This is a genomic window from Planomicrobium stackebrandtii, assembly GCF_030814955.1.
GTDB classification, from domain to species: Bacteria; Bacillota; Bacilli; order Bacillales_A; family Planococcaceae; genus Planococcus; species Planococcus stackebrandtii.
In genome coordinates this window covers 1-20,402 of sequence record NZ_JAUSWB010000001.1, presented here as the reverse complement: position 1 = coordinate 20,402, position 20,402 = coordinate 1, and the positions used below count along the sequence as shown (strand labels likewise).

Here is a 20,402-nt window from a genome sequence, read left to right as displayed (position 1 = left end):
GTGTCTTTGTACGTCATCCGCTCTTCATATCCAACGTTTAAAGATTAAGCGCTCTTAAAAATCTACTTATACATACGAAAGAGGAAAACCATTTCAAATCAGCACTGGTTTTCCTCTTTTAATGTTGCGATTAAAATTACTACTACTTCTGTTAATCCCTCATATGTAAACTGTTAATGAGCATTTTTATAGAACTATAATCGAACAAAAAAGACAGAAGGCCAATATTCCTGCCTTCTGTCTTCTTTTTTGTTTCGTATCGATTTCAAAGGAAGGCTTTTCAATGGGGGCGTCATCTCTCAGAGTGCTCTTTTTTTATGCCATTGCTTTCCCGCTCCATTAAAATTTTACATTGAGGCGTTGCGATTTTATAAGCGATGACTTCGCAACTAGAGACATCTTTCACACAAACAATTTCTTACCAAATCGATTCGGCCCATTCTGGATGGTCGATAAATGGGTTGCGGTTGCCTTGGATATTTTCGATTTTTTCATTGCGTTGCTGTTCCCAAATACTGACAGGATCTTGCGCGTGCCACTCCAGCAAAACGGAAATCTTGCCATGGTATGGTATTGAGCCATTATTCACAAGATCGTTCAGTTCCAAGTCCACCGCGTCATGTGACTCGTAGCGGACTGCCATGTAAAACAGCATCCGGGCGATGTCACCTTTTACTTCATTCGGTGGCTCCCATGAAGTAGCTGTTCGCAAACAGCCATCGCAGCCGTGCACTGCAGTGCCGCCGTAATCAAAGTCCAAGTTGCCACGCAGTCCGTTCACTTGTACATCCGTCGGACGCAAATGGTGGATATCCGTGCCTGCCCCCATTGCCGTTCCAAAGCTGCCATGAGACTTCGCCCATGTATGCTCACGGTTCCAGTCCCCGACATTGCCGCCATTCAAAGATTTTGAGCGCGACTCCCCGCTATACAACAAAAGGACATTGTTCGGATTGTTCGGGTCTTCATCCGTTGTTTTCAATGCGTCCCATACTTGGGAATAGCTGAGTTGACGGTGGTCATCAATGATTTCATGGAGTTCTGCTTTCAAAACCTCGCCTTGCAAGCCATCTGCTGTATCATAATATTCTTCTGGCGCAGGAGCTTCTGCAGACACAGTCACTGAAAATGACTGTGTGACGTTTTGATTGCCATCACTTGCTGTCACGCCGACTATGTGTGAGCCTTCCGGCAAGTCGAGCGTCAAGGTAGATCCGGTTACCGTCCCTTTTGTCGATGAGAATGAGAGAGCCTGTCCTTCAGGATCAGAGAAATATTCCGTCAGGTCATACTGTAAGCGATCCCCTGCCCACAGTTGTTCCCCGGCAAACATTTTCGTTGCTACTGGTGCTTTATTTTCCTTTGGAAAATGCGGAGAAGGGATCTGCTCATCATCCGAATTGTAGAAGCGAATCTCTTCATAATCCGCACCATTGGTAAAATCAATCACCCGGATGTTTTCAGCTCCTCTGATTTCAGAAACGTTCTTGCCATCCACCACTACTTCCTTTACATCAATTCCCGTAAAATCAAAAATCGAATTTGCACGAGCAGGACTTAATACCACTTTGACATCTGCAAATCCCGAACCATGGAATTCGCCGTACTTTCCTTTCATATAGACTCCATCCGTGATGGATGCTTTTCCATTCAACGTCACTGACACGCTTGGTTGGCCAATCGTCATTTTTTTCTTTTTTAGGTTCTCGTAATGAAAACTTTTTTGGGGTTCCATTGGCTGCAGTTCTGGAGCAGGTACTGGTGTTTCACCGGACCCACTCATTGTATGGCTACCCAGGTGTTCAAATGTATCAGAGGGGTACGCAGTCCATTCAGCCGAGGGATCGAATGCGTCATCTATTACGCTGTCGCCAGCTTGGATATCCGGGTTGCGGACCAGCGTAACATCTTTCGTGTTTTCAATGCGCGTGCCCACTTGGCCAATCGAATCGATCGGAACTCCATCTTTTTCCAATACCAATGTATCGTCACCGTTGAAATTGATGACACCATTATTCTGCAGATCTCCTTGTTCCTGAATTGCCGGATCTGCGCCACTATTATAAAGAACTACTATATCACCACTTGCAACAGTACCGGAAAGCGTCATTTCGCTTTGCACTGATGTGCTGCCATTTGCATACAACGCTAGGGAATAAGTGCTCAATTCGATTGAAGCGTCTGTTCCGTTGTAAATTTCAATTGCTTTGTTCAAGCTGCTGCCTTCAACATATTCCGAAATAAAAAGATCGCTTGCCGGTGTAGCTGCTTGTACCGTCATTTGTGAACCAGGCAACCACAGGCTCGCAGCCAACCCTACCGATAATAGCGCCTTTGCTGATTTGTTCCATACTTTTTTGTTCATCGTATTGTCGGCCTCCTTTTTCTGTTTACACCGCTTTTTTATCTGACTTTTCTCAATAAAATTTTGTAAATTATTTAATAATCCATTAATTTAATTTACAATTTTTTCTATTCTCTTGTTAAATCTTACCGAACGCTTTCCTCTTCGTCAACGTTATTTAGCAAAACTTACATAAAGTTAATAAAACGCAAAAAGCTCTGCGAAATTGTTTGTGTGCCAGGCACGTAAACAATTTCTGCAGAGCTTTCTAGCTTATTTGCCGCTCATCGGTTCAGCAATGGCTCCCATGTATAAATTAATCCGGTTTCCTGGTCTTCGATCGCAATGAAAAATCGCGGTGAATGCCCGCAAGTACAATGACCTGCCTTCTAAGTGTTGCACTTCGGTGGGAGCCTTTAATTCCCGTTAAGGTGCTGCACCTCAGCTTCTCCTTTTCCTTTCTAATTCCTGTTTCATGCAGCTTCCAGTAACCTCATGATATGTAAACTGGTATTCTTTAAAATTCGATCTTTAAAACCTTATGTGCTAGCTTTTTAAATGTATCATTTTTTCTAATAAAATCAGTTTCGTTGAGGTTTCTGATCAAGACAATGAAATGCGGTTTATGAATGTAACTTAATTACTAATAAGTTACATTTAGATTCACTAAAACGACTGCAGGTAGTTGTTGAATATCTAAAACAGAGCCAATCCAAAGCAAAATCTCTTTTTGAAAAGTTTTTTTATATCCCTGTTGGTCTTCTAACATCCCATTCCCAAAACTTAGAGCCTTGAGCGATAATCAACTTTTCAAGCCAATCTTCGAATGTCATTCCGATGGATATATCGTCATCGAAATCATTTCCTGTTTCGTACCAACTTAAATACCCGCCCTCTATAGGCTGATCCGTAACGATAAGAAAAGAACCATCGAAGCCCATGGCTACTGGATACCAGTTTTCGGGAAAGTCATCATCGTAATACGATCTATGTTCTAAAATTTGTTCTATCGTGTAAAGTTCTATCCCATTATTTCCACCGTCTTTAGTAAAAAAGAGGCGTCCACCGTGATGCAGTCGTAAAAATTCTTCATAATCTTGCGGCAGCTTAAATGGAAAATGTTCGATTTCTTTTTTTGTGGCAGGGGCATTTAGCTTCACATATACTTTTTCAAAGTATCCATCCTCCTGTTGGACCAACAGAGCTTCATCCTTATCCAATCTTTTTTTCAAATTACTTATTGCTGAAGTTAATTTAGACATATACTCTTCTCCACCTCCACCTCTTCGTGAGTATTTTGTATATTATGTTGAGATTGTACCTGTATAAAATTCCAGTGCTAAACAAATCAAAGTTTCCTTAATAATTTCAAAACTTGATGTTGGCAAATTAGCAAGATAATCGATGAAATTTTGGAGATTGAATGTAACTTAACTGCACTTTTGTTACATTCGAATACTTAATAATCCTGATGCATCATACTCTTCAAATGCTTTGAATTTTTAGTTGTATAAAGGGAGTTTTTAATTTGTTTCATTTGAATTCTTTAAGGCTCACTTATTCCCATTGCGAATAAAAGTAGAAAGGCAAATAGTAATGGAATCAAATTCACAACAATACCTAATACCTTCCATAGCAATTGTTTAGATAATACTGCAAATAACACACCGATAACCGAAAGGGTACTTAATACTATTATGGTTAAATAAATATCTCCATCTGGTCCTCTCATTATTAAGAATGCAGTGACACTAATAACAAACATCAGTAGAGACAACAAACCAAATATGTTCATTCTATTCCACCTTTAATTTATTTTTATTAGCCAACTTTACATGAATTATAAATCCAGTTTCTTATATATTATACCAAGATGACCCAATATCTCCTGATCTTTTTTATTTTGCTTTAAAACCAAAACCGTTCGTAAAAGTACACTTTTACGAACAAAAAAAGAAGAAGCTCTAATACAAGCTTCTTCCTTCCGCTAATCTCTCATTTGTAAACTACTGCTTTTCTTTATTGCTCTTGTGTCTTTCCCTGCCTATTGTTATAAAATTGCCCCTTTTTTTTCTGCGTTACGCATTCTCCTGCTTCAAGCTTTCAATGATATTCGCATTCTTTATTTTGATAATTGAATACAGCATGGCCGCTCCAACAATCAGGAAAATCACCACAATCGTAAAAAAAATGCTCATCCACGGAAGAGAAAATTCATATTGGAACGTGTAGCCTAGCGAACGATGCATTGCGATCATCACTGCTATACTGATAGGCAGTCCATAAGCCAATGCTTTCCCTCCATAAAAAAGACTTTCGTAGCGGATCATTTTATTGAACCCTTTCGGAGTCATACCGACCGATCTCAGCATCGCAAACTCCCTTTTCCGAAGGGAAATGCTTGTGGATATTGTATTAAAGATATTCGCGATGGAAATGAGCGAAATCAGTGTAATAAAACCGTAGATAAAAACGGACATAAGTAAAATCATCTGTTCTTCTTGCTGGCGCTGTTGATAGATATTATACACTTGGATATTGTTATCGTTTTGTTCTTCAATCATTGCTTGAGTTGCCATCGGATCGGAACTGGTTGCATAGATGGAAGTCGAATTTTCATCTTCAGTAAAATCCAATTGCTCAAAGGTTGTTTTTGGAATGATAATTGTCAGACCGCCAAGCCCCGCCTCTTGGACACCCATTGGCACTTGGTCAGTCAAAGCCGCAATTTCAAATGTACTCAACATTTCCCCTTCCAGTTGTTCATTTGTCTCACTGTAAAGGATCTTCTGCAATTCAATCTCGTTTCCAACTTCGGCATTGATGGTTTTTGTTTCAATAAATTTGCCGGAATCTGCGTCTTCATATGAAGTTTGGTCGATGACAATGGCTTTCCTGTTGCCTGCAAACGTATCCCCCTCTATCCCCAACTCTTTGGCATAGGCTTCAAAACTTGCATCGTCTATGCCTTGAAGATCGACATAGTAACGAAATTTCTCATCTTCAAGGAACATGTCCCCGTTTTCCAATTGTTCTGTTAGTTGTCCTGGAAGCTGATCAGATTCGATAAATGCTTCTGCTTGTGCACTTTTGATCAATGATGTCTTCGTGACTTGTTCGAGCTGTGCATAAATCTCCAGGTCAACTTCGTCCAACCCACTTCCACTGATTTGCAGATCGAATTGACTGGCGGTTTGGGACATTTCCAGAGATTTTTTCAAGCCGTCAGTAAAATAAGTCACGGATAAAAATAAGACGATGCTGATGACAAGTGAGAACACGGTCGCCAAATAGCGTTTGCGGTTTCGTTTAACGTTTTTCAGACCAATCTCAGCTTCAAGGCCGAACACTTTCCGAACCCATTTGGACGTCTTGACATTTTTTCCAACCAGCTTGATATCCTGTGTTTGGCGCATGGCATCAATCGCTGATATTTTGGACGCTCTCTTTGCCGGTACATAACTAGAGATGAAAATTGTTAAAATCGAAATACTGCATGCCAGAATCAGAGAAGCCGGTGTAATTACCAGTTCCAGCTTTTCCGTAATATTGAGTGCATCTTCGATAAGGGGATTGATAAAGACAAATGTCAGTCCAATTCCTCCAAGCCCAGCCAAGAGGCCAATTGGAATACTAATTATTCCAATCACTGCACCTTCGAAAAATACAGAATTGCGTTTTTGCTTTTTCGTTGCCCCTACGCTTGACAGCATGCCCAGATGTCTGGCTCGCTCAGACACACTGATTGCAAATGCATTATAAATCAGTGCAACCGAGCCGATCAGGATAACCGCCATAATAATGCCTGCTAAAGAAAATAGCGTAGCCCGCAGATTGTCATTGTCTGTCAGGCCATAATAACGGAGCAGCTCGGAATTAAACTGAACGCCAACAATTCCATTCTTATCGGCCAATTCATCGGCATGGTCAAAAAGCTCCGATTCCAGCTTGGCAACGGTCACAAAAACGTCCAGTGTTTCGCCCTTAGCAATGGTGGCTTTATCCACATATCCAATCACCGTGTAGCCTGGTGACCAAGCTGGTTCCCAAGCTGGCCGATCGATTACTCCAACAATTGTTACATTTTTAGTTTCTAACTCATCCAGCTTTTCAAGGGTTTCGCCTTCATTGGTTTGAAGTGAGTCCATTTGCGATAACAGCTTGTTATCGGTTATATGGACCCGCTCACCGACTTCAACAGTCAGCTCATCTCCGATTTCAAAAGGCACTTCAACATTATCTTGAATCACATCTGAAATAGCGACTTCTTCTTTCGTAGTTGGCAAACGTCCTTCAGAGACAGTAATTGGAAACTGTTCCATTCCCTCTTCATCGTAGTTTTTGAAATACAAATACGGCTTGAAATCATTTTGGGAACCTTCCAAGATTGAATACCCATCGCTTGAGAAAACCATATTTTGTGTGCCGCTATCCTGTTCGATTGCCTCTATCTGTTCTTCCGTTACATTTTTGTATTGGACATGCCATTCACCGTTTTTCTCGATTTCCTGGCGAACCATCAAATCAAGAAACGATACGCCCAGTGTGGCCACTGCTGTAATCATCGCAACAGAAATGATGACCCCAATAATCGTCACAAGCGAGCGGCGTTTGTTCTGCTTTAAATGACGGATGGTGACTTTATTGATGATATTCATGGGCGGATAACCTCATCTTTTGCTATTTTACCGTCTTCTATGGAAATAATACGGTCGGCCTGCAGAGCGATGCGCTCATCGTGAGTAATCACGATCAAGGTTTGATTGTATGTCTTATTAAACATTTTCAACAGATTCATGATTTCTTCGCTGTTTTTGCTGTCCAGGTTGCCCGTCGGTTCATCTGCCAGCATAATTGCCGGATTGCTGATAAGTGCCCGCCCGATTGACACACGTTGTTGCTGGCCGCCCGAAAGCTGATTGGGCAGGTGAGACAACCGGTTCTCGAGCCCTAATGCATTCGAAATTTTGTTGAATTGCAGCGGATCCACTTTTTGCTCGTCCAACAACATCGGCAAGGTAATATTTTCTTCGACGGTCAAAATCGGAATCAAATTGTAAAATTGATAAATCAAACCGATTTGCCGACGCCTGAAAATCGCGAGTTGGGTTTCGTCCAACGTATAAACATCCGTTTGGTCGATTGATACATTGCCACTCGTTGGCTGATCGACCCCGCCCAGCAAATGGAGCAATGTCGATTTCCCTGACCCCGATGGTCCGATGATGCAAATAAACTCGCCTTTGTTCACGGAAAACGACACGTCATCCAGCGCAGCCACAGCTGTTTCGCCTTCACCATATACTTTTGATAAGTTTTTTACTTCTACAATTGTCATTAGAAAACCTCCATTTATGTCCATCTCTAGTTTCAGTATAAGGAGACTTTATGACTTTGAGATGACTCGGGGAGTGACAGTTCTGTCACTTTGCAATATACAAAAAAAGCAGGAGCAATTTAAACCACCTGCTTGTAGAATTTAATATGAAAGACCGTGCCCGTCTCCGGTTCGCTTCTCACTTCGATATCTCCTTGTTGGCTAGTGATGATACTATAAGCCATCGCAAGGCCAATGCCGACACTCTCATCGCTTGCATTGCTGCCTTTGTAGAAACGTTTAAAGATGTGCGGCAAGTCCTGTTTTGATATGCCGCTTCCATTGTCCAGTATTGTAATTTCAGTAAAAAGTACATTCTCCGTGTAACGAACAGACAGCTTCCCACCAGGTGCGGTATGTTCAACGCAGTTTTTCAAAATATTGATCAGCGCTTCAGCGGTCCAGTTCAGATCTCCTGAAAATGCAGCAAGCTTGTCCCCTTGGATATCTACTTGCTGCATTTTAATATCCATTGGCACCATTAAAGGCGCGAGTGCTTTTTCGATGAGCTCGGCAACTAGTATTGGTTCTTTTTTGAAAGCAATAGTACCGGCATCAATTTTTGACAACTTCAGGAGCGACGAAACAAGCCAGTCCATCCGTTTCAACTGAATGTTCAAATTCCGAGTGAATTCAGTGCGTTTTTCATCGTCAATCCGATGGTCACTTAACAAATCTGCCATGATCATCATGGAGGTAAGCGGCGTTTTTAATTGATGGGAGATATCAGAGATGGCGTTTGTCAGTTTATCTTTGTCTTCGTGGAGTGTGTTGCTTTGCTCTGATAACCTTGTCGTTACTTTGTAGATTTGGCTTTTAAGCAAGCTCAATTCTCCTTCAGCATTGTCTCGAACATCCAACTGGTAATCGCCATTGCTGATCTTTTGCAGATAGCCTGATAGCTTATCGATTTCCCTGTAGCGCCACCACGTGAAAATACCAGTAGTTGTAATCAATACGATGGAGATGGCAAACACACTCCAAGCGGCTGCAACTGAACCCAACGCAGCTGCAAGCAACACGCCCGCTAAGCTGAAAAAAGCAAGAACAGTAAAGAAGAGCTGAATTTCGCGATTTCTCAGCAAACTCAATCACCTGCCTTGTAGCCCATACCGCGGATGGTCTTGATGAGAACAGGCTGCCCTGGATCGTCTTCGAGCTTTTCACGCAGCCGTTTGATATAAACCGTCAACGTATTGTCGTTGACAAAATCCCCGCCGACGTCCCAGATCCGATCAAGCAGCTGCGTTCTCGTGATAATTTGTCCGATGTGGTTAACAAAAACCAATAGCAGCCGATACTCCAGAGCCGTTAAAAAAATTTCATTGCCGCCTTTGCGTACTTTTCCGTTCACTGTGTCTACTTGGACATCTCCCAGGTGCATGAGGGATTTAGCTGGACTCTTGTGTTTGTAACGGCGCAGCACTGAATTGATGCGTGATTGAAGTTCGCGTATGCGGAATGGCTTAGTGATATAATCATCGGCTCCCATGTCCAAACCCATGACCACGTTCACTTCGTCATCAAATGCCGTCAGAAAAATTACTGGAATGTCCCGCTTGTCCTTAGCCAGCTTACATAAATCATAGCCACTTCCATCTGGCAGAGACAAATCGAGCAAACATAAATCAATGTCGCTAAGCTGTTGTTCGATTGCAGTTTTTGCTGAAGCTGCTGTATAACACAAAATTGTTTGGAAACCTTCTTGTTGAAGCGAATATGTTAATCCGGAAGCGATGGTGCGATCGTCTTCGACAACTAGGATGTTCATGTGTATCCCCCTATTATTTCATTCGAAATTCTTAAATCAAAAGGCTAGCATCGTAAATTCCTAACGAATCAACGATACATGCTTTTGCTTTCTATGACCAGAGGCTTTTTTTGTTAAGCATATTGCAAATTGCACATTAAAATTTAGTACAGCATCGTACTTCAAAATAAGCGTTCGTAAAAGGACACTTTAATAAACCAAAAGGAAGAGATGGTGCTCAATTACAAGCATACACTCTTCCTTCTTACTTCAATAATATTATTATATTCGCGGCTTCTACTAATAAGTCGTCATATGTAAACTTATAAAGGCTTGATACATACTTGGAAACTCTTTATGATATTGAAACTATGAAATAATAAAAATAGAACTACCTTCTTTTTTAATCCTTATATGTTCGTTTAAATTACATTTTGCGAACATATAAGAATACATAAAAAGGAGGCCACTATGATATGGCGCTTACACCTGATGAACTGCAAGTCCTCCAACGGATTGAACATCAGCTGAAAGATATGCCGTATTATGTCGTCGAGTACATCCGCTCCAAGAAGCGCGCTGGTCTTTCGGCTGATACCTTGCTGCAGTACCTCTACCAGTATCAGCACTTTTTCCAATGGCTGCTCCGGGAAGGACTGACAGATGCCATAGACACCTCTTCTTTTTCTTATACCGTATTAGCCAAACTGAAAAAGCAGGACGTAGAGATGTACCTTGAATACTTGCAGAAAGAATCCATTCCACATGAAAATGAGGCTGTGAAAAAGCGCGGCCAGGCGGTCGTTGCCCTTTCTGTCAATGCGTTAAAATCACTCTTTAACTACCTCACGAAAGAGACCGAGGATGAGGACGGGGAATCGTACTTCTACCGAAACGTAATGAGCAAAATTGTGTTGCACACGAAAAAAGAAACGGCCAGCCGCCGCGCACAAAAAATCAGCTCTGTCATACTGAACGAACATGAAATCAATGATTTTCTTCAGTTCATTGACCAAGAATACGAAATCACGTTGACAAGTGGACTTGCCCTTCAGCGGTTTAACCGGGATAAGGATCGGGATTTGGCGATTCTCTCCTTGTTCCTCGGCAGCGGCATCCGACTCGGGGAAATGGTCCGTATGCTCGTCAAGAAAGTGAACCTCAAGAAGCAAATGATCGATATCAAACGAAAAGGTTCAAAAGAAGATACTGTTCGGGTCATGGATCAGGCGTTTCACCATTTTAGAGAATACATCGAAATCCGGGAAGCCATGTATACCGGATCGAAAGAAGTGCCTTTTCTTTTTGTCACGCTTTATGGCGGTTCTGCCCGTCCTCTCTCCCGTCGTGCCATCGAAAACTTGGTAACCAAATACACTGGAGCATTCGCTCAGGGAGAATTGCATGAGCCCTCACAAACTACGACACAGTTTTGCGGCTGATTTCATACGAAATGGCGGAAGTATTGTCCTTCTGCGAGATCAGCTAGGTCACAGCAATATTGAAACTACTTCTCTCTATACCAATCTATCCAATAAAGATAACGAACAAGTACTAACGCGTATGGAAACCAGTCGCTTAAAGCGTACAGATACCGAAAAGTAAGGGCATTGAAAAGGACAAATGGCTTAGTAAGCTATCTGTCCTTTTTCATATGCATTTTAATACTGAACAACTTCTAACGTTGAGCTATTAAAATTCCTTAAAAACTATATCTATTATTTTACATAGTTACGTAGTTTACCAATTTTCTCTACTTCCACAACAACTATGTCTCCTGACTTCATTTGACAACTACCTGCAGGTGAACCAGTTGCTAAAACATCTCCCGGTTCCAGTGTCATAACTTGTGAAATCCAACTGATAAGAAAAGGCAGTGACAGTGACATCTCATTAGTATTTCCTTCCTGAACTACTTTATCATTTAAAGTTGTGACTATTTTTAAATTTGTTGGATCTATACCTGTTGTAATCCACGGACCCAATGGACCAAAAGTATCAAAACCTTTACCGCGGGTAAATTGAGGATCCGTTTTTGTAAGATCTCTTGCAGTAACATCATTAAATATGGTATAGCCAAAAACATAATCCATTGCTTCTTCTTCTTTTATATTTTTTCCGCGTTTTCCAATAACAAGGGCAACTTCCCCTTCCATTTCCACCTGTTTAGTTAAATTACTAGAAGGAAGTATGATTTCTCCTTCATTTGGAATTAGAGAAGATATTGGCTTTAAAAATAGAAACGGTTCCTTCAGGTTAGCCGTTCCCCCAGTCTCCCTTGCATGTTCAGCATATGTCCAACCGAAATTAATGATTTTTGAGGGTGATACAGGCTCTAAAATTTTTATGTCACTGTGTTTATGTTTTATACCATCAAATTTTATTTCATTATTTACAATTTCAGTAAAATCACTAGAAGATTGTAGGACTACATCACCTTCGACAACTCCATAATACCTTTTGCTATTAGGAGCCTGATAACGAACTATTTTCTGTGTTTTTTGTAGTATTTGCATTTCGAACATCACCTTTTCCTTTAAACTTAAATCCTATTTACAATTGTGTAATTAATAGCTAATAATCTCGAAACAGAAATACCTGGATTAGTCATTTCATAAGGGTCAAGGATGCATTCGATGTCCTCTTCTGTTAATAAACCCTTAAATAATTCACTAGTGATTTTTCCAGTTAGAATTGCTTCTCAAGCAATTCTAACTGCACTTTCATAACCTATATGAGGATTCAATGCAGTAATTGCACCAACACTTTTTTCGACATATTCTTTTAATCTTTCGACATTAGCTTCGATACCACTTAAACAGAATCGGTAAACACATTGAATGCATTATTCATAATACTTATAGAAGGATAAGTTCATTCAAAAAAGAAGAAAAGGAATGGCAGCAACCCCCGTCCCTTCCTATAATGTTATTATATGTAAATTATAATTATTTTTCTTTAACTCCACTTTTTTATTTAGTAAGCATTTTCCTGTTCGATTCAAGGCTGGGCTTCGCCCCTCGACTTTTCGTTATACAAAATCCTTTTTATATTGGACAGCCATGTAAATTCCAGCTGCTAAAAATGCCAGTGTATATTTGAACAGAAAAAAGATGGTCCACATATACTCTTTAGGAAAAATCATGTCACACAAAATGATCGCTCCAAGCATATAAAAACTACTTTTTAAAAAGATTTGATTTGTCCGTTCGTCAGCTTCCCCAATCTTCTTATGAACAGCATAGAGAAAAATTGCACTCCCCATAAGCAGTATAAAACCAACTCCAATAAGCATATTCCAATTTCCCGTAGATTGTTCAGCCCAGGACCTTATAGGGTTAAAAATAGCATTATGGATGTCTACGATAAAGTTAGTTATCATTTTGATCATTTCCTTTCACATAAGTAAAAATATCGTTTACATCAACATCAAAAAAATCGGCAATTCGAAAAGCCAACAACAGAGTTGGGACATAGTTTCCTTTTTCCATAACGAAGATGGTTTGTTTGGAAACCCCCACTTTCTCTGCTAATTCTTGCTGTGACATTCTGGCGAGTACACGATATTCATAAACCTTATTGGATATCGAATCACCAAAATCTTTTTTCATGATCATCACCTCTTAAACCAAATTATAAAATATTTATTTACAAAAGTAAAGTATACTTATATAAAATATAAAATAAATGTACTTTCAACTTAAATACTTTTCAAAAAAGTTCTAGTATGAAATAGACCTGACAAAATTCATAATTCCGTCAGGTTCACACATCAATCTATTGTTACTGTTCTGGAGTTGAACCGTTCGTAAAAGTACACCTATATTACCCAAAGAGGAAGAAGAGAACAATCAGCCTCTTCTTCCTCTTTGGGTATTGCTATTGGAGTCACCACTCCTACCATTATGTGTTGATATGTAAATGATTTGTAGTTTTGCTAACTATCTTTAAAATGTGTTTAACTCTCTTTACATGTTCTAAAAGTATAAGTCTGGATAGCGACTTACATATATTTTACGAACTCATTAAAATTGAATCATCTTTATTAGGTTTTCTTCACTATTCAATTCTATTTTGCCGCCAATTGGGAAAGTAAATATTGGTTGTGTATGGCCAATATCCACATCGTATAAAACCGGAATTGATTTTAAAATCGGCAATTTATCAAACAAAAACAATAGGTGTTCTTCTGTCATTTTGGACTCACGTTGGAAACGTCCAATGACTAGTCCATTTATCTTTCCGGCTGATTGAAGTAAAGAAGATAAATCGCGCGCAAATGTTTCAGGAATTGTCATCTCATCGTCTTCCAAAAATAATATGGTATTTTCTAGATTTGGCATATAAGATGTTCCTTGCAGTAAATTCAATGTACATAAATTACCGCCAAAGAGTCGCCCATTTGTATGACCTTTGTTATAAACCTTCCAGTATGTGGATTCCAAATTTCGATTATCTTGATCTAAGAACCAAGCATCATCGCTCCATGCCAAAGAGGACTCAATTTGATACGAATTAGATTGCATTAAGCACTTTTTGAAAATTCCATTTGCATGCTTGAACCAATCGGCTTGTTTCATTTGCCATAAACTCCGGTAGATATTAATTGCATCCATGCCCACGCTTTCTAAATACCACACTCCCCCCTTCTTCAGCAGCATACTTGGAAACATAGTCGTTTACTTGATCGAAAGGCGTACCGATCAATAGGCGCAACGTGCTGGTGCTGCCTCCGAGGAACCTCCCCGAAAATTCGGCTTGTGAATGTCCACTCAGATGTTTCCATTCTGTCTCCGAATCAGAATAAAAGCCGGTTGCTGGATTTTTATAGACCTCCTCCCAGCTGGACTGATATTGATCAGATGAACGTTGAGTTACTTCTCCATTTTCGGGACAACTTAACACTTCTGTCCATCTTGAGATCAGTGAATCCCATCCTAGGGCAGGTAATTCAGCAAAGTTCGTTCCATGAGCAGAAGCGTTTGGTCTATAATAAAAAAGGGAGCCATTAAGGTTCCCTTCTTTTATTATTTTATTGAGTTGTATGCTGCTTCCAATTTTTCATTAAAAACGTTTACGTAATCTTGTCGTTCCATTTCAGACAATGCGGCTGGGTTACCATCTAACAAGCCTATAATCTTTTGCATTTCAGCTATTTCATCACTCAGACCCAACGCTTCTTGTTGTTTTTCTTCGATTGATTTAATAGCGATAAAGGTTACATTATTTTTATACCCCATATCTGTCCCATTAGCTCTATACTCCAGATTTTCAAATCCGCTGTTGCCGTCATAATTCCAATTTTGCCAAGCTGTTTCTATGTATTCTTTCCCTTCAGAAACATCTACATTGTCTTTAGAATATTCATCAGCCGCTTCACTTTCTACAGGAGAAAGATTGGCCCAAGCGATTAGTCCTACCAGTGCAGCAAGAAGGATAAAAGGTGAAGCAAAAATAGCTTTCTTAATTAACGATGTTGAAGTACCTGTTTTCGTAGTATGTTTTTTCATTTGTACTTCCCCCTAACTATCTCCTAATTCTATCATATTCTTGGTATAAATCGATAATCTATCATATGTTAACTGATAGCTTAATTGAAAAATCTCTTTTTAAATTAGTTACACATAATATATCGCGATCACACTGAGAAGGAAGGAAAATATTTTTTCAAAAAATGGATAAATACACATATAAAAAGAAAGAGAAAAAGCAATGTTAATTTCGCTCTTCCCCTCCCACTTTTTGGTGTAGTGATGGATGCTGCCTTTAATTAGTTATCAAAAGAAGAAATACCTTTTATTCAAACAAGGCATCGCTTATCTGCTTGAAAATTCCATAGGAATGTATTTCCTTTTTAAGGTCGTAGATAGCAGATAGGGCGATGATTTCATCCACTTGGTACGTCTGTTGGAAGTCAATCAGTTCCCGGCGAATCGTTTCCGGATCTCCCATGATGGTATATCCCAGTCGGTGGTGAAGAATTTCCAATTCCACTTGGGACAGCGATTCAAGAAAGTCGGGAGTCGGTGGGATCAGCTGGCTTAAATTATTCGTATAGATATCGATATACACCTGTAAATGGCTGGCGGAAATCAATGCCGCCTCTTCCATGGAATCAGCTGCAATCACATTTATAGCAGCAATCACATAAGGCTCTTGTAAATATGCAGACGGCTGAAAGTTTTTCCGGTAAATGGCGAGCGCTTCCTCCATCGCCTCAGGTGAAAATTGAGCGCCAAATGCATAAGGCAGACCCAGATTTGCAGCGATTTTTGCTGAACCGGTTGAGGAGCCCAAGATCAGGACCGGAACATTGGTTCCGATACCTGGATAGGCTCGTACCTCTCCCTGATCTTCTTCATCCCCCATATAACGCAAGATATCCCGGACTTCCCGTTCAAAGAAAAACACGCCATTATGATTCGAACGGCGAATCACATCGGCAGTTTTTTGATCCGTTCCCGGCGCCCGGCCTAACGCTAAATCCACGCGGTTCGGGTACAAGGTTTCAAGTGTTCCAAATTGCTCAGCGACAACTACCGGAGAATGGTTCGGCAGCATAATTCCGCCGGAACCTACCCGAATGTTTTCGGTATTGGCCAATATATGCTGCACGATGGATACGGTAGCGGCACTGGCATACGCATAGTGGTTATGGTGTTCCGCAAACCAGATCCGTTTGTAGCCCATCTTATCAACCGCTTTTGCTACCGATACCGCAGAATCAATCCCTTGTTTCATGGTTTCACCTTGTCTTAATGGAGCAACAGATAAAACGGATACATCATATTTCTTCATTACTTCACCTCTAAAATTGTGTTGTATTGCTATACGGATAGCCTTTCTCTTTGACTGAAACGAAGCCCACTTTGTCAAAGCTTATGCATTTCCGGTTTTACCTCTCAAGCTATAGTGTTATTCGCTTGTTTAAGGGATTATTTCACCCTGCCGTGGATGACGTTATTTTTGGCTTAAAGACTGAAAACAGTAAAGCTCCAGCATATATTTTCAATAAAGCATGAAACTCGTCCGCACTAACCTTTCCACCGTGAACCATAACCTCGTACACGCTCCAGCGGTCTTGATATAAATAAGTGGAGCCTTTATAGCCATTCCGGGTATAGAACTTTCTTCGGGTTACTCGTTGCTCATGGTTGTTTGCTGCCTCGTCCACAACTTCTATATTGAGGATGATACGGTTGTATGGATACTTCTCTTTGATTTCAGCGAGTGCCTGGCCGCCATAGCCATTTGATCTGGCATTGCTATCGATTGCGATATACAGCACGTACGTTAAATCTTTATGGGTGATTAAATAAGTAAAACCGACAAATTGACCCTCGTCATATAGTGCGAGAAAATCAACAAAATCTTGTTTTGCTTTCCACAGCAAAAGGTTCATGGGAATCTGTTCATTTTTCGGGAATGATCCATAATACAACTCTTTTACTTTACCGAAATTGTGCTGTTTTTTGGTTAGTGGTTCCAGTTTTAAAATCATAATATCCACTCCTTTAAGTTATTCTTTCTGCCATCATTTGAGCTCAATTCTTTTTTATGTTGAGAGAGAGACCCCTAAAGGGTCTCTCTCTACAGTTAAAACCTATTGTAATTATTTCTATTTCATCTTATTAGGAATAAGATTCTCCGTCATCTGGCACAAATACGTTTGACTCGATTCCTTTTTCGTTAATGAAATTCTGTAATTCTTCTCTAGATAATCCCCAATGGTTCACGGCTTCCATATGGCTCACAATTGTGGCAGCTTCGGGTGCAGCTTTGTAAACTTCATATACGTCTTCTTTGCCCATAATAAGAGGACCAACAGGGCCATCTTCAACAAATTGGTTTTCGCCACCGTTCAGCATAATAACTTCTGGTTTGTAGGTATCGATAATCTGTTGTACTTCTTCATACCAGACGGTATCACCAGCTAAATACACAGTTTTTTCATCCTTGTGTTGGAAGACAAGCCCCATCACATTCCCCATGAGCTTTGCCGTTTCTCCATGTCCGTGACGACCATCCACTTCAGTAAGTTCGACTCCATTAAAATCTATACCTACTTCTTCTTCCATGACTTCAATATTCGTAAATCCTGATTCTTTGGCCATTTCCGCATCGGCTTCATCTTGCATAATCATCTTCATGTCTTTAGGCAGCTGTTCTTTTGCTGCTTGGTCAAAGTGATCCTCATGTGTATGAGTTACGATGACAGCATCTACACCCTCAAGAATCTCATCAACGGACATTGGCAATTCAACGATTGGATTTCGATCATCTCTTTCGGCAGGAAGAAAAGGATCAAATTCGCCTTTTTTGGAGAACATAGGATCAATTAAGAACTTTTGACCACCGTATTCTACCGTTACTGTCGCATTTCGTATTTGTTGGATAACCATATCCTGCTCTTGTTGTGGAGAAGCATTTTGCTCTTCTGCTGGCTGGGTATTCTGTGGAGTTCCGCAAGCAGCCAATATGCTACTCGCCAAAAGCATGTTCATAGTCAGCATAGATGTTTTTTTGAATTTCTTCATAATCGATGAATCCTCTTTTCTAAAATTTAATAGTCTTTTTTTTCATCAAGATCGACAACCCAATGACCTGAGTGAATTACTCTGTCGTTATGGCAGCACCTTTTCGGTTTCGTTGGTGGTATAACCTTGTCTATAGCGAATATTTTTGAACGCAGGATGTTTTTGCAAACAGAAGAATATCGGATATTTATTGCCCTGAATTTGTAACTGAACAACGTATGCCAACCATTCTTCCTTCATTGCAGAAGTTATTAGATAAGCCCACAACTTAAAGCACGGCCGACTAGAATGGCATCAGTTTCTTCAATTCTTAATAGTGATGAGTCAACTCATTTTTCTGATCCTCCTCAATAGAACTTCGATTCAACTCCCTTTTCAACGCCGTTGAATGTTAAAGGAATCGCAAGGTGCAGACTACCTGAAATTTCACTTTTAAACTGCTGCAACTCTTTACTTGAAGTTAAATGTATTATATAGTGAGTACAAATATATAAACAAGTATGCACTTTTTTCGCATATACTATCAGAAAGGATAGTGTTACTATGAAAACATCCAAGATTAGTGTGGCAGATAGCCAGGAAACTTCCTTTGGCTACACCCTTTCCATCATCAATGGAAAATGGAAGTTGCTGATTATTTACTATCTATCGAACAACAATGCCGTGCGTTATAACGAACTACAGCGTATGATTGGGAAAATAACTTACCGGACACTCAGTTCCACATTGAAAGAGATGGAAAGTGACGGGTTAATTCATCGGGAGGAATACCCACAAATCCCCCCAAAAGTTGAATACAGCCTTACCGAAAAAGGAAAAACACTCTGGCCAATCGTTCAAGAGATGTGCCAATGGGGAGAATTCAATAAAGCGAAATAAAAAACTTATCTCCCTACTGATCACTTGAGCTATGTATTTTTTAAGTGACTGAAGAATAGTTCCCAAAAAGGAAAAGGCTGCGATACTTGTTTAAACAAGTATCGCAGCCTTTTTATTGTGAACCGTGAAGAGTCTGTGATTTTTTCTAGAATGTAAATTTTCTAGCACCCTACGATAACCCCCCCCTTTCAAGAGGATAGGGTATGAGTTTATAAGCAGAGATTCTTTGAATTAATTAAATGACTTCATCTACCCTCAATCAATGAAATACGCTGTTTGACCTCTTTAATGGAGAGATACAAAGTGTAGTTCCCGTAATCCAGAATGGCATTTAACAGAAGATTTAATTGTTCCTGGGAAGTCACTTTTATTTTTACATGATAGCAGCCTTCTCCTGATACCCGGTGCGCTTCCATCACTTCTTGCCGTACATCTAGAAATTCGATGAACTTCCCGTGATTAGCTGTTTTCATATAAATAATAACAAATGCCGTATAAGAAAATCCTAACTTCATTTCATCAACAATCAGTGAATAAGCTTTAATGACGCCGTTGTCTTCCAACTTTTTGATACGATGACCAACAGCTTGGCCCGTCATATGAATCTGCTCACCCAAGTCTTTCCATTGAATTCGTGAGTTTTCAGACAGCAAGCGTAGGATTTGAAAATCAATATCGTTAAGTTCCATAGTCAATTCCTTTCATGGTGAAATAATATAATGCGAAATTTCTTCACCAGCCTCTGTATCTAAATAGCGAAGGTGTATATCATTAAAGTGTAGGAAAAATTAAAAATGAGGTGAAAATATGAGCACAGCTTTACTTATTATTGATATTCAAAAAGACTATTTTCAAAACGGAAAAATGGAACTGAGCAAGCCTGAAAGCGCAGCTAACAATGCAGCAAAAATTCTCGAGTGGTTCAGAGACAATCAGAAAGAAAACATTTTTCATGTTCAGCATATAGCAAGCAACCCCGCCATGGGCTTCTTTCTTCCGGATACAGAAGGCATTGAAATACATGAAGCGGTTCAGCCTTTTGAACACGAAAGCATCATCGTCAAACATTTTGCGAACAGCTTTTTGCAAACAGACTTGGAGAGTCAATTAAAAGACAAAGGAATAACCAAGCTGGTAGTGGTGGGTATGATGACACATATGTGCGTCGACGCAACTGTGCGTGCTGCTGTAGACTTAGGCTATGAAACAACTTTGATCGAAGATGCCTGTGCGACTCGAGAGTTATCGTATCAAGATAAAGTCGTTTCAGCCGAACAAGTTCATTATTCGTTTGTTAGCGCACTCCAAGGTATGTATGCCGAAGTAACATCGACAGAGAATTTCTTGCAACAAAAAACCGAAAGTCTGTAAATATAGTGACTTAAATATAAATGGAAACTTGTTTTTATACAAGTTTCCATTTTCAGCTTGTTGAGAAACTAAGATTTTATTCGTTTTTACTTAGTTTAGGTTATGTAGTAAAAAAAGAATCTGAAGTTTTTAGGTCCTTCTGCT

Annotated in this window: 20 protein-coding genes and 2 pseudogenes; 4 read left to right on the top strand and 18 right to left on the bottom strand. The window is 40.0% G+C overall.

The window, feature by feature from the left end:
* Positions 1-418: 418 nt before the first annotated feature.
* From QOZ98_RS00110 to QOZ98_RS00075, 8 genes and pseudogenes are all read right to left on the bottom strand, one after another.
* Positions 419-1,207: an endonuclease I family protein gene (locus QOZ98_RS00110; RefSeq protein ID WP_407676694.1), complete on the bottom strand. Its 789-nt coding sequence runs from the start codon at positions 1,205-1,207 to the stop codon at positions 419-421.
* 738 nt (positions 1,208-1,945) lie between these two features.
* Positions 1,946-2,281: pseudogene (locus tag QOZ98_RS00105) on the bottom strand (lamin tail domain-containing protein); the annotation flags it as partial.
* Between the two features lie 806 nt (positions 2,282-3,087).
* Positions 3,088-3,606, bottom strand: coding sequence for an SMI1/KNR4 family protein (locus QOZ98_RS00100; RefSeq protein ID WP_308785531.1), 519 nt, complete (start codon positions 3,604-3,606; stop codon positions 3,088-3,090).
* Between the two features lie 284 nt (positions 3,607-3,890).
* The gene (locus QOZ98_RS00095; protein WP_308785530.1) at positions 3,891-4,139 is read right to left on the bottom strand and encodes a hypothetical protein; all 249 of its coding nucleotides are present in this window, start codon (positions 4,137-4,139) and stop codon (positions 3,891-3,893) included.
* Positions 4,140-4,422: 283 nt separating this feature from the next.
* Positions 4,423-7,002, bottom strand: a complete 2,580-nt coding sequence (locus QOZ98_RS00090; RefSeq protein ID WP_308785529.1) for an ABC transporter permease — start codon at positions 7,000-7,002, stop codon at positions 4,423-4,425.
* Positions 6,999-7,682: an ABC transporter ATP-binding protein gene (locus QOZ98_RS00085; RefSeq protein WP_308785528.1), complete on the bottom strand. Its 684-nt coding sequence runs from the start codon at positions 7,680-7,682 to the stop codon at positions 6,999-7,001. The genes QOZ98_RS00090 and QOZ98_RS00085 overlap by 4 nt, the downstream gene beginning before the upstream one ends.
* A 119-nt stretch (positions 7,683-7,801) precedes the next feature.
* Entirely contained in the window at positions 7,802-8,806 is a 1,005-nt protein-coding gene (locus QOZ98_RS00080; RefSeq protein WP_308785527.1) for a sensor histidine kinase, read from the bottom strand.
* 2 nt (positions 8,807-8,808) lie between these two features.
* The gene (locus tag QOZ98_RS00075; protein WP_308785526.1) at positions 8,809-9,492 is read right to left on the bottom strand and encodes a response regulator transcription factor; all 684 of its coding nucleotides are present in this window, start codon (positions 9,490-9,492) and stop codon (positions 8,809-8,811) included.
* Between the two features lie 455 nt (positions 9,493-9,947).
* Here QOZ98_RS00075 and xerS point away from each other — a divergent pair, with 455 nt between their 5' ends.
* Positions 9,948-10,913 carry a tyrosine recombinase XerS gene (xerS, locus tag QOZ98_RS00070; RefSeq protein ID WP_308785525.1) on the top strand — a complete coding sequence of 322 codons (966 nt, stop codon included), beginning with the start codon at positions 9,948-9,950 and terminating at the stop codon, positions 10,911-10,913.
* Complete coding sequence (locus QOZ98_RS00065; protein ID WP_308785524.1) at positions 10,876-11,076, top strand: tyrosine-type recombinase/integrase; 201 nt, start codon at positions 10,876-10,878, stop codon at positions 11,074-11,076. The genes xerS and QOZ98_RS00065 overlap by 38 nt, the downstream gene beginning before the upstream one ends.
* A gap of 113 nt (positions 11,077-11,189) precedes the next feature.
* Here QOZ98_RS00065 and QOZ98_RS00060 read toward each other — a convergent pair whose 3' ends face one another.
* The 9 genes and pseudogenes from QOZ98_RS00060 to QOZ98_RS00020 all read right to left on the bottom strand — a co-directional run bounded on the left by QOZ98_RS00060 (position 11,190) and on the right by QOZ98_RS00020 (position 17,873).
* Complete coding sequence (locus QOZ98_RS00060) at positions 11,190-11,987, bottom strand: fumarylacetoacetate hydrolase family protein (RefSeq protein ID WP_308785523.1); 798 nt, start codon at positions 11,985-11,987, stop codon at positions 11,190-11,192.
* A 26-nt stretch (positions 11,988-12,013) separates the two neighbouring features.
* A pseudogene (gene aspA, locus QOZ98_RS00055) lies at positions 12,014-12,336 on the bottom strand (aspartate ammonia-lyase); the annotation flags it as partial.
* A gap of 166 nt (positions 12,337-12,502) precedes the next feature.
* On the bottom strand, positions 12,503-12,853 hold the full coding sequence (locus QOZ98_RS00050; protein WP_308785522.1) for a DUF2178 domain-containing protein: 351 nt from the start codon (positions 12,851-12,853) through the stop codon (positions 12,503-12,505).
* On the bottom strand, positions 12,843-13,082 hold the full coding sequence (locus tag QOZ98_RS00045) for a helix-turn-helix transcriptional regulator (RefSeq protein WP_308785521.1): 240 nt from the start codon (positions 13,080-13,082) through the stop codon (positions 12,843-12,845). The genes QOZ98_RS00050 and QOZ98_RS00045 overlap by 11 nt, the downstream gene beginning before the upstream one ends.
* 414 nt (positions 13,083-13,496) lie before the next feature.
* Positions 13,497-14,051 (bottom strand): S66 peptidase family protein, encoded by a 555-nt coding sequence (locus QOZ98_RS00040; protein WP_308785520.1) that lies wholly within the window; start codon positions 14,049-14,051, stop codon positions 13,497-13,499.
* A gap of 447 nt (positions 14,052-14,498) precedes the next feature.
* The gene (locus tag QOZ98_RS00035; protein ID WP_308785519.1) at positions 14,499-14,981 is read right to left on the bottom strand and encodes a hypothetical protein; all 483 of its coding nucleotides are present in this window, start codon (positions 14,979-14,981) and stop codon (positions 14,499-14,501) included.
* Positions 14,982-15,267: 286 nt separating this feature from the next.
* Positions 15,268-16,269, bottom strand: a complete 1,002-nt coding sequence (locus tag QOZ98_RS00030) for an LLM class flavin-dependent oxidoreductase (protein WP_308785518.1) — start codon at positions 16,267-16,269, stop codon at positions 15,268-15,270.
* A gap of 142 nt (positions 16,270-16,411) precedes the next feature.
* The gene (locus QOZ98_RS00025; protein ID WP_308785517.1) at positions 16,412-16,972 is read right to left on the bottom strand and encodes a GNAT family N-acetyltransferase; all 561 of its coding nucleotides are present in this window, start codon (positions 16,970-16,972) and stop codon (positions 16,412-16,414) included.
* Positions 16,973-17,102: 130 nt separating this feature from the next.
* Positions 17,103-17,873 carry an MBL fold metallo-hydrolase gene (locus QOZ98_RS00020; protein WP_308786123.1) on the bottom strand — a complete coding sequence of 257 codons (771 nt, stop codon included), beginning with the start codon at positions 17,871-17,873 and terminating at the stop codon, positions 17,103-17,105.
* Between the two features lie 678 nt (positions 17,874-18,551).
* Between QOZ98_RS00020 and QOZ98_RS00015 the strand changes: the two genes are divergently transcribed.
* Positions 18,552-18,887: a winged helix-turn-helix transcriptional regulator gene (locus QOZ98_RS00015; protein ID WP_308785516.1), complete on the top strand. Its 336-nt coding sequence runs from the start codon at positions 18,552-18,554 to the stop codon at positions 18,885-18,887.
* A gap of 245 nt (positions 18,888-19,132) precedes the next feature.
* On the opposite strand, the gene QOZ98_RS00010 is transcribed toward QOZ98_RS00015, so the two are convergent.
* The gene (locus QOZ98_RS00010) at positions 19,133-19,576 is read right to left on the bottom strand and encodes an Lrp/AsnC family transcriptional regulator (RefSeq protein WP_308785515.1); all 444 of its coding nucleotides are present in this window, start codon (positions 19,574-19,576) and stop codon (positions 19,133-19,135) included.
* A gap of 118 nt (positions 19,577-19,694) precedes the next feature.
* Here QOZ98_RS00010 and QOZ98_RS00005 point away from each other — a divergent pair, with 118 nt between their 5' ends.
* Positions 19,695-20,258: a cysteine hydrolase family protein gene (locus tag QOZ98_RS00005; RefSeq protein WP_308785514.1), complete on the top strand. Its 564-nt coding sequence runs from the start codon at positions 19,695-19,697 to the stop codon at positions 20,256-20,258.
* The last annotated feature ends 144 nt before the right edge of the window (positions 20,259-20,402 follow it).

Excerpts from the sequence above, each read along its gene's own strand:
- QOZ98_RS00090 (WP_308785529.1), bottom strand. The coding sequence starts at position 7,002 with ATGAATATCATCAATAAAGTCACCATCCGTCATTTAAAGCAGAACAAA.
- QOZ98_RS00050 (WP_308785522.1), bottom strand. The coding sequence starts at position 12,853 with ATGATAACTAACTTTATCGTAGACATCCATAATGCTATTTTTAACCCT.
- QOZ98_RS00015 (WP_308785516.1), top strand. The coding sequence starts at position 18,552 with ATGAAAACATCCAAGATTAGTGTGGCAGATAGCCAGGAAACTTCCTTT.
- QOZ98_RS00045 (WP_308785521.1), bottom strand. The coding sequence starts at position 13,082 with ATGAAAAAAGATTTTGGTGATTCGATATCCAATAAGGTTTATGAATAT.
- QOZ98_RS00025 (WP_308785517.1), bottom strand. The coding sequence starts at position 16,972 with ATGATTTTAAAACTGGAACCACTAACCAAAAAACAGCACAATTTCGGT.
- QOZ98_RS00060 (WP_308785523.1), bottom strand. The coding sequence starts at position 11,987 with ATGCAAATACTACAAAAAACACAGAAAATAGTTCGTTATCAGGCTCCT.
- QOZ98_RS00100 (WP_308785531.1), bottom strand. The coding sequence starts at position 3,606 with ATGTCTAAATTAACTTCAGCAATAAGTAATTTGAAAAAAAGATTGGAT.
- QOZ98_RS00085 (WP_308785528.1), bottom strand. The coding sequence starts at position 7,682 with ATGACAATTGTAGAAGTAAAAAACTTATCAAAAGTATATGGTGAAGGC.
- QOZ98_RS00040 (WP_308785520.1), bottom strand. The coding sequence starts at position 14,051 with ATGAAACAAGCCGATTGGTTCAAGCATGCAAATGGAATTTTCAAAAAG.
- QOZ98_RS00005 (WP_308785514.1), top strand. The coding sequence starts at position 19,695 with ATGAGCACAGCTTTACTTATTATTGATATTCAAAAAGACTATTTTCAA.
- QOZ98_RS00065 (WP_308785524.1), top strand. The coding sequence starts at position 10,876 with ATGAGCCCTCACAAACTACGACACAGTTTTGCGGCTGATTTCATACGA.
- QOZ98_RS00030 (WP_308785518.1), bottom strand. The coding sequence starts at position 16,269 with ATGAAGAAATATGATGTATCCGTTTTATCTGTTGCTCCATTAAGACAA.
- QOZ98_RS00075 (WP_308785526.1), bottom strand. The coding sequence starts at position 9,492 with ATGAACATCCTAGTTGTCGAAGACGATCGCACCATCGCTTCCGGATTA.
- QOZ98_RS00020 (WP_308786123.1), bottom strand. The coding sequence starts at position 17,873 with ATGGTTATCCAACAAATACGAAATGCGACAGTAACGGTAGAATACGGT.
- xerS (WP_308785525.1), top strand. The coding sequence starts at position 9,948 with ATGGCGCTTACACCTGATGAACTGCAAGTCCTCCAACGGATTGAACAT.
- QOZ98_RS00010 (WP_308785515.1), bottom strand. The coding sequence starts at position 19,576 with ATGGAACTTAACGATATTGATTTTCAAATCCTACGCTTGCTGTCTGAA.
- QOZ98_RS00095 (WP_308785530.1), bottom strand. The coding sequence starts at position 4,139 with ATGAACATATTTGGTTTGTTGTCTCTACTGATGTTTGTTATTAGTGTC.
- QOZ98_RS00035 (WP_308785519.1), bottom strand. The coding sequence starts at position 14,981 with ATGAAAAAACATACTACGAAAACAGGTACTTCAACATCGTTAATTAAG.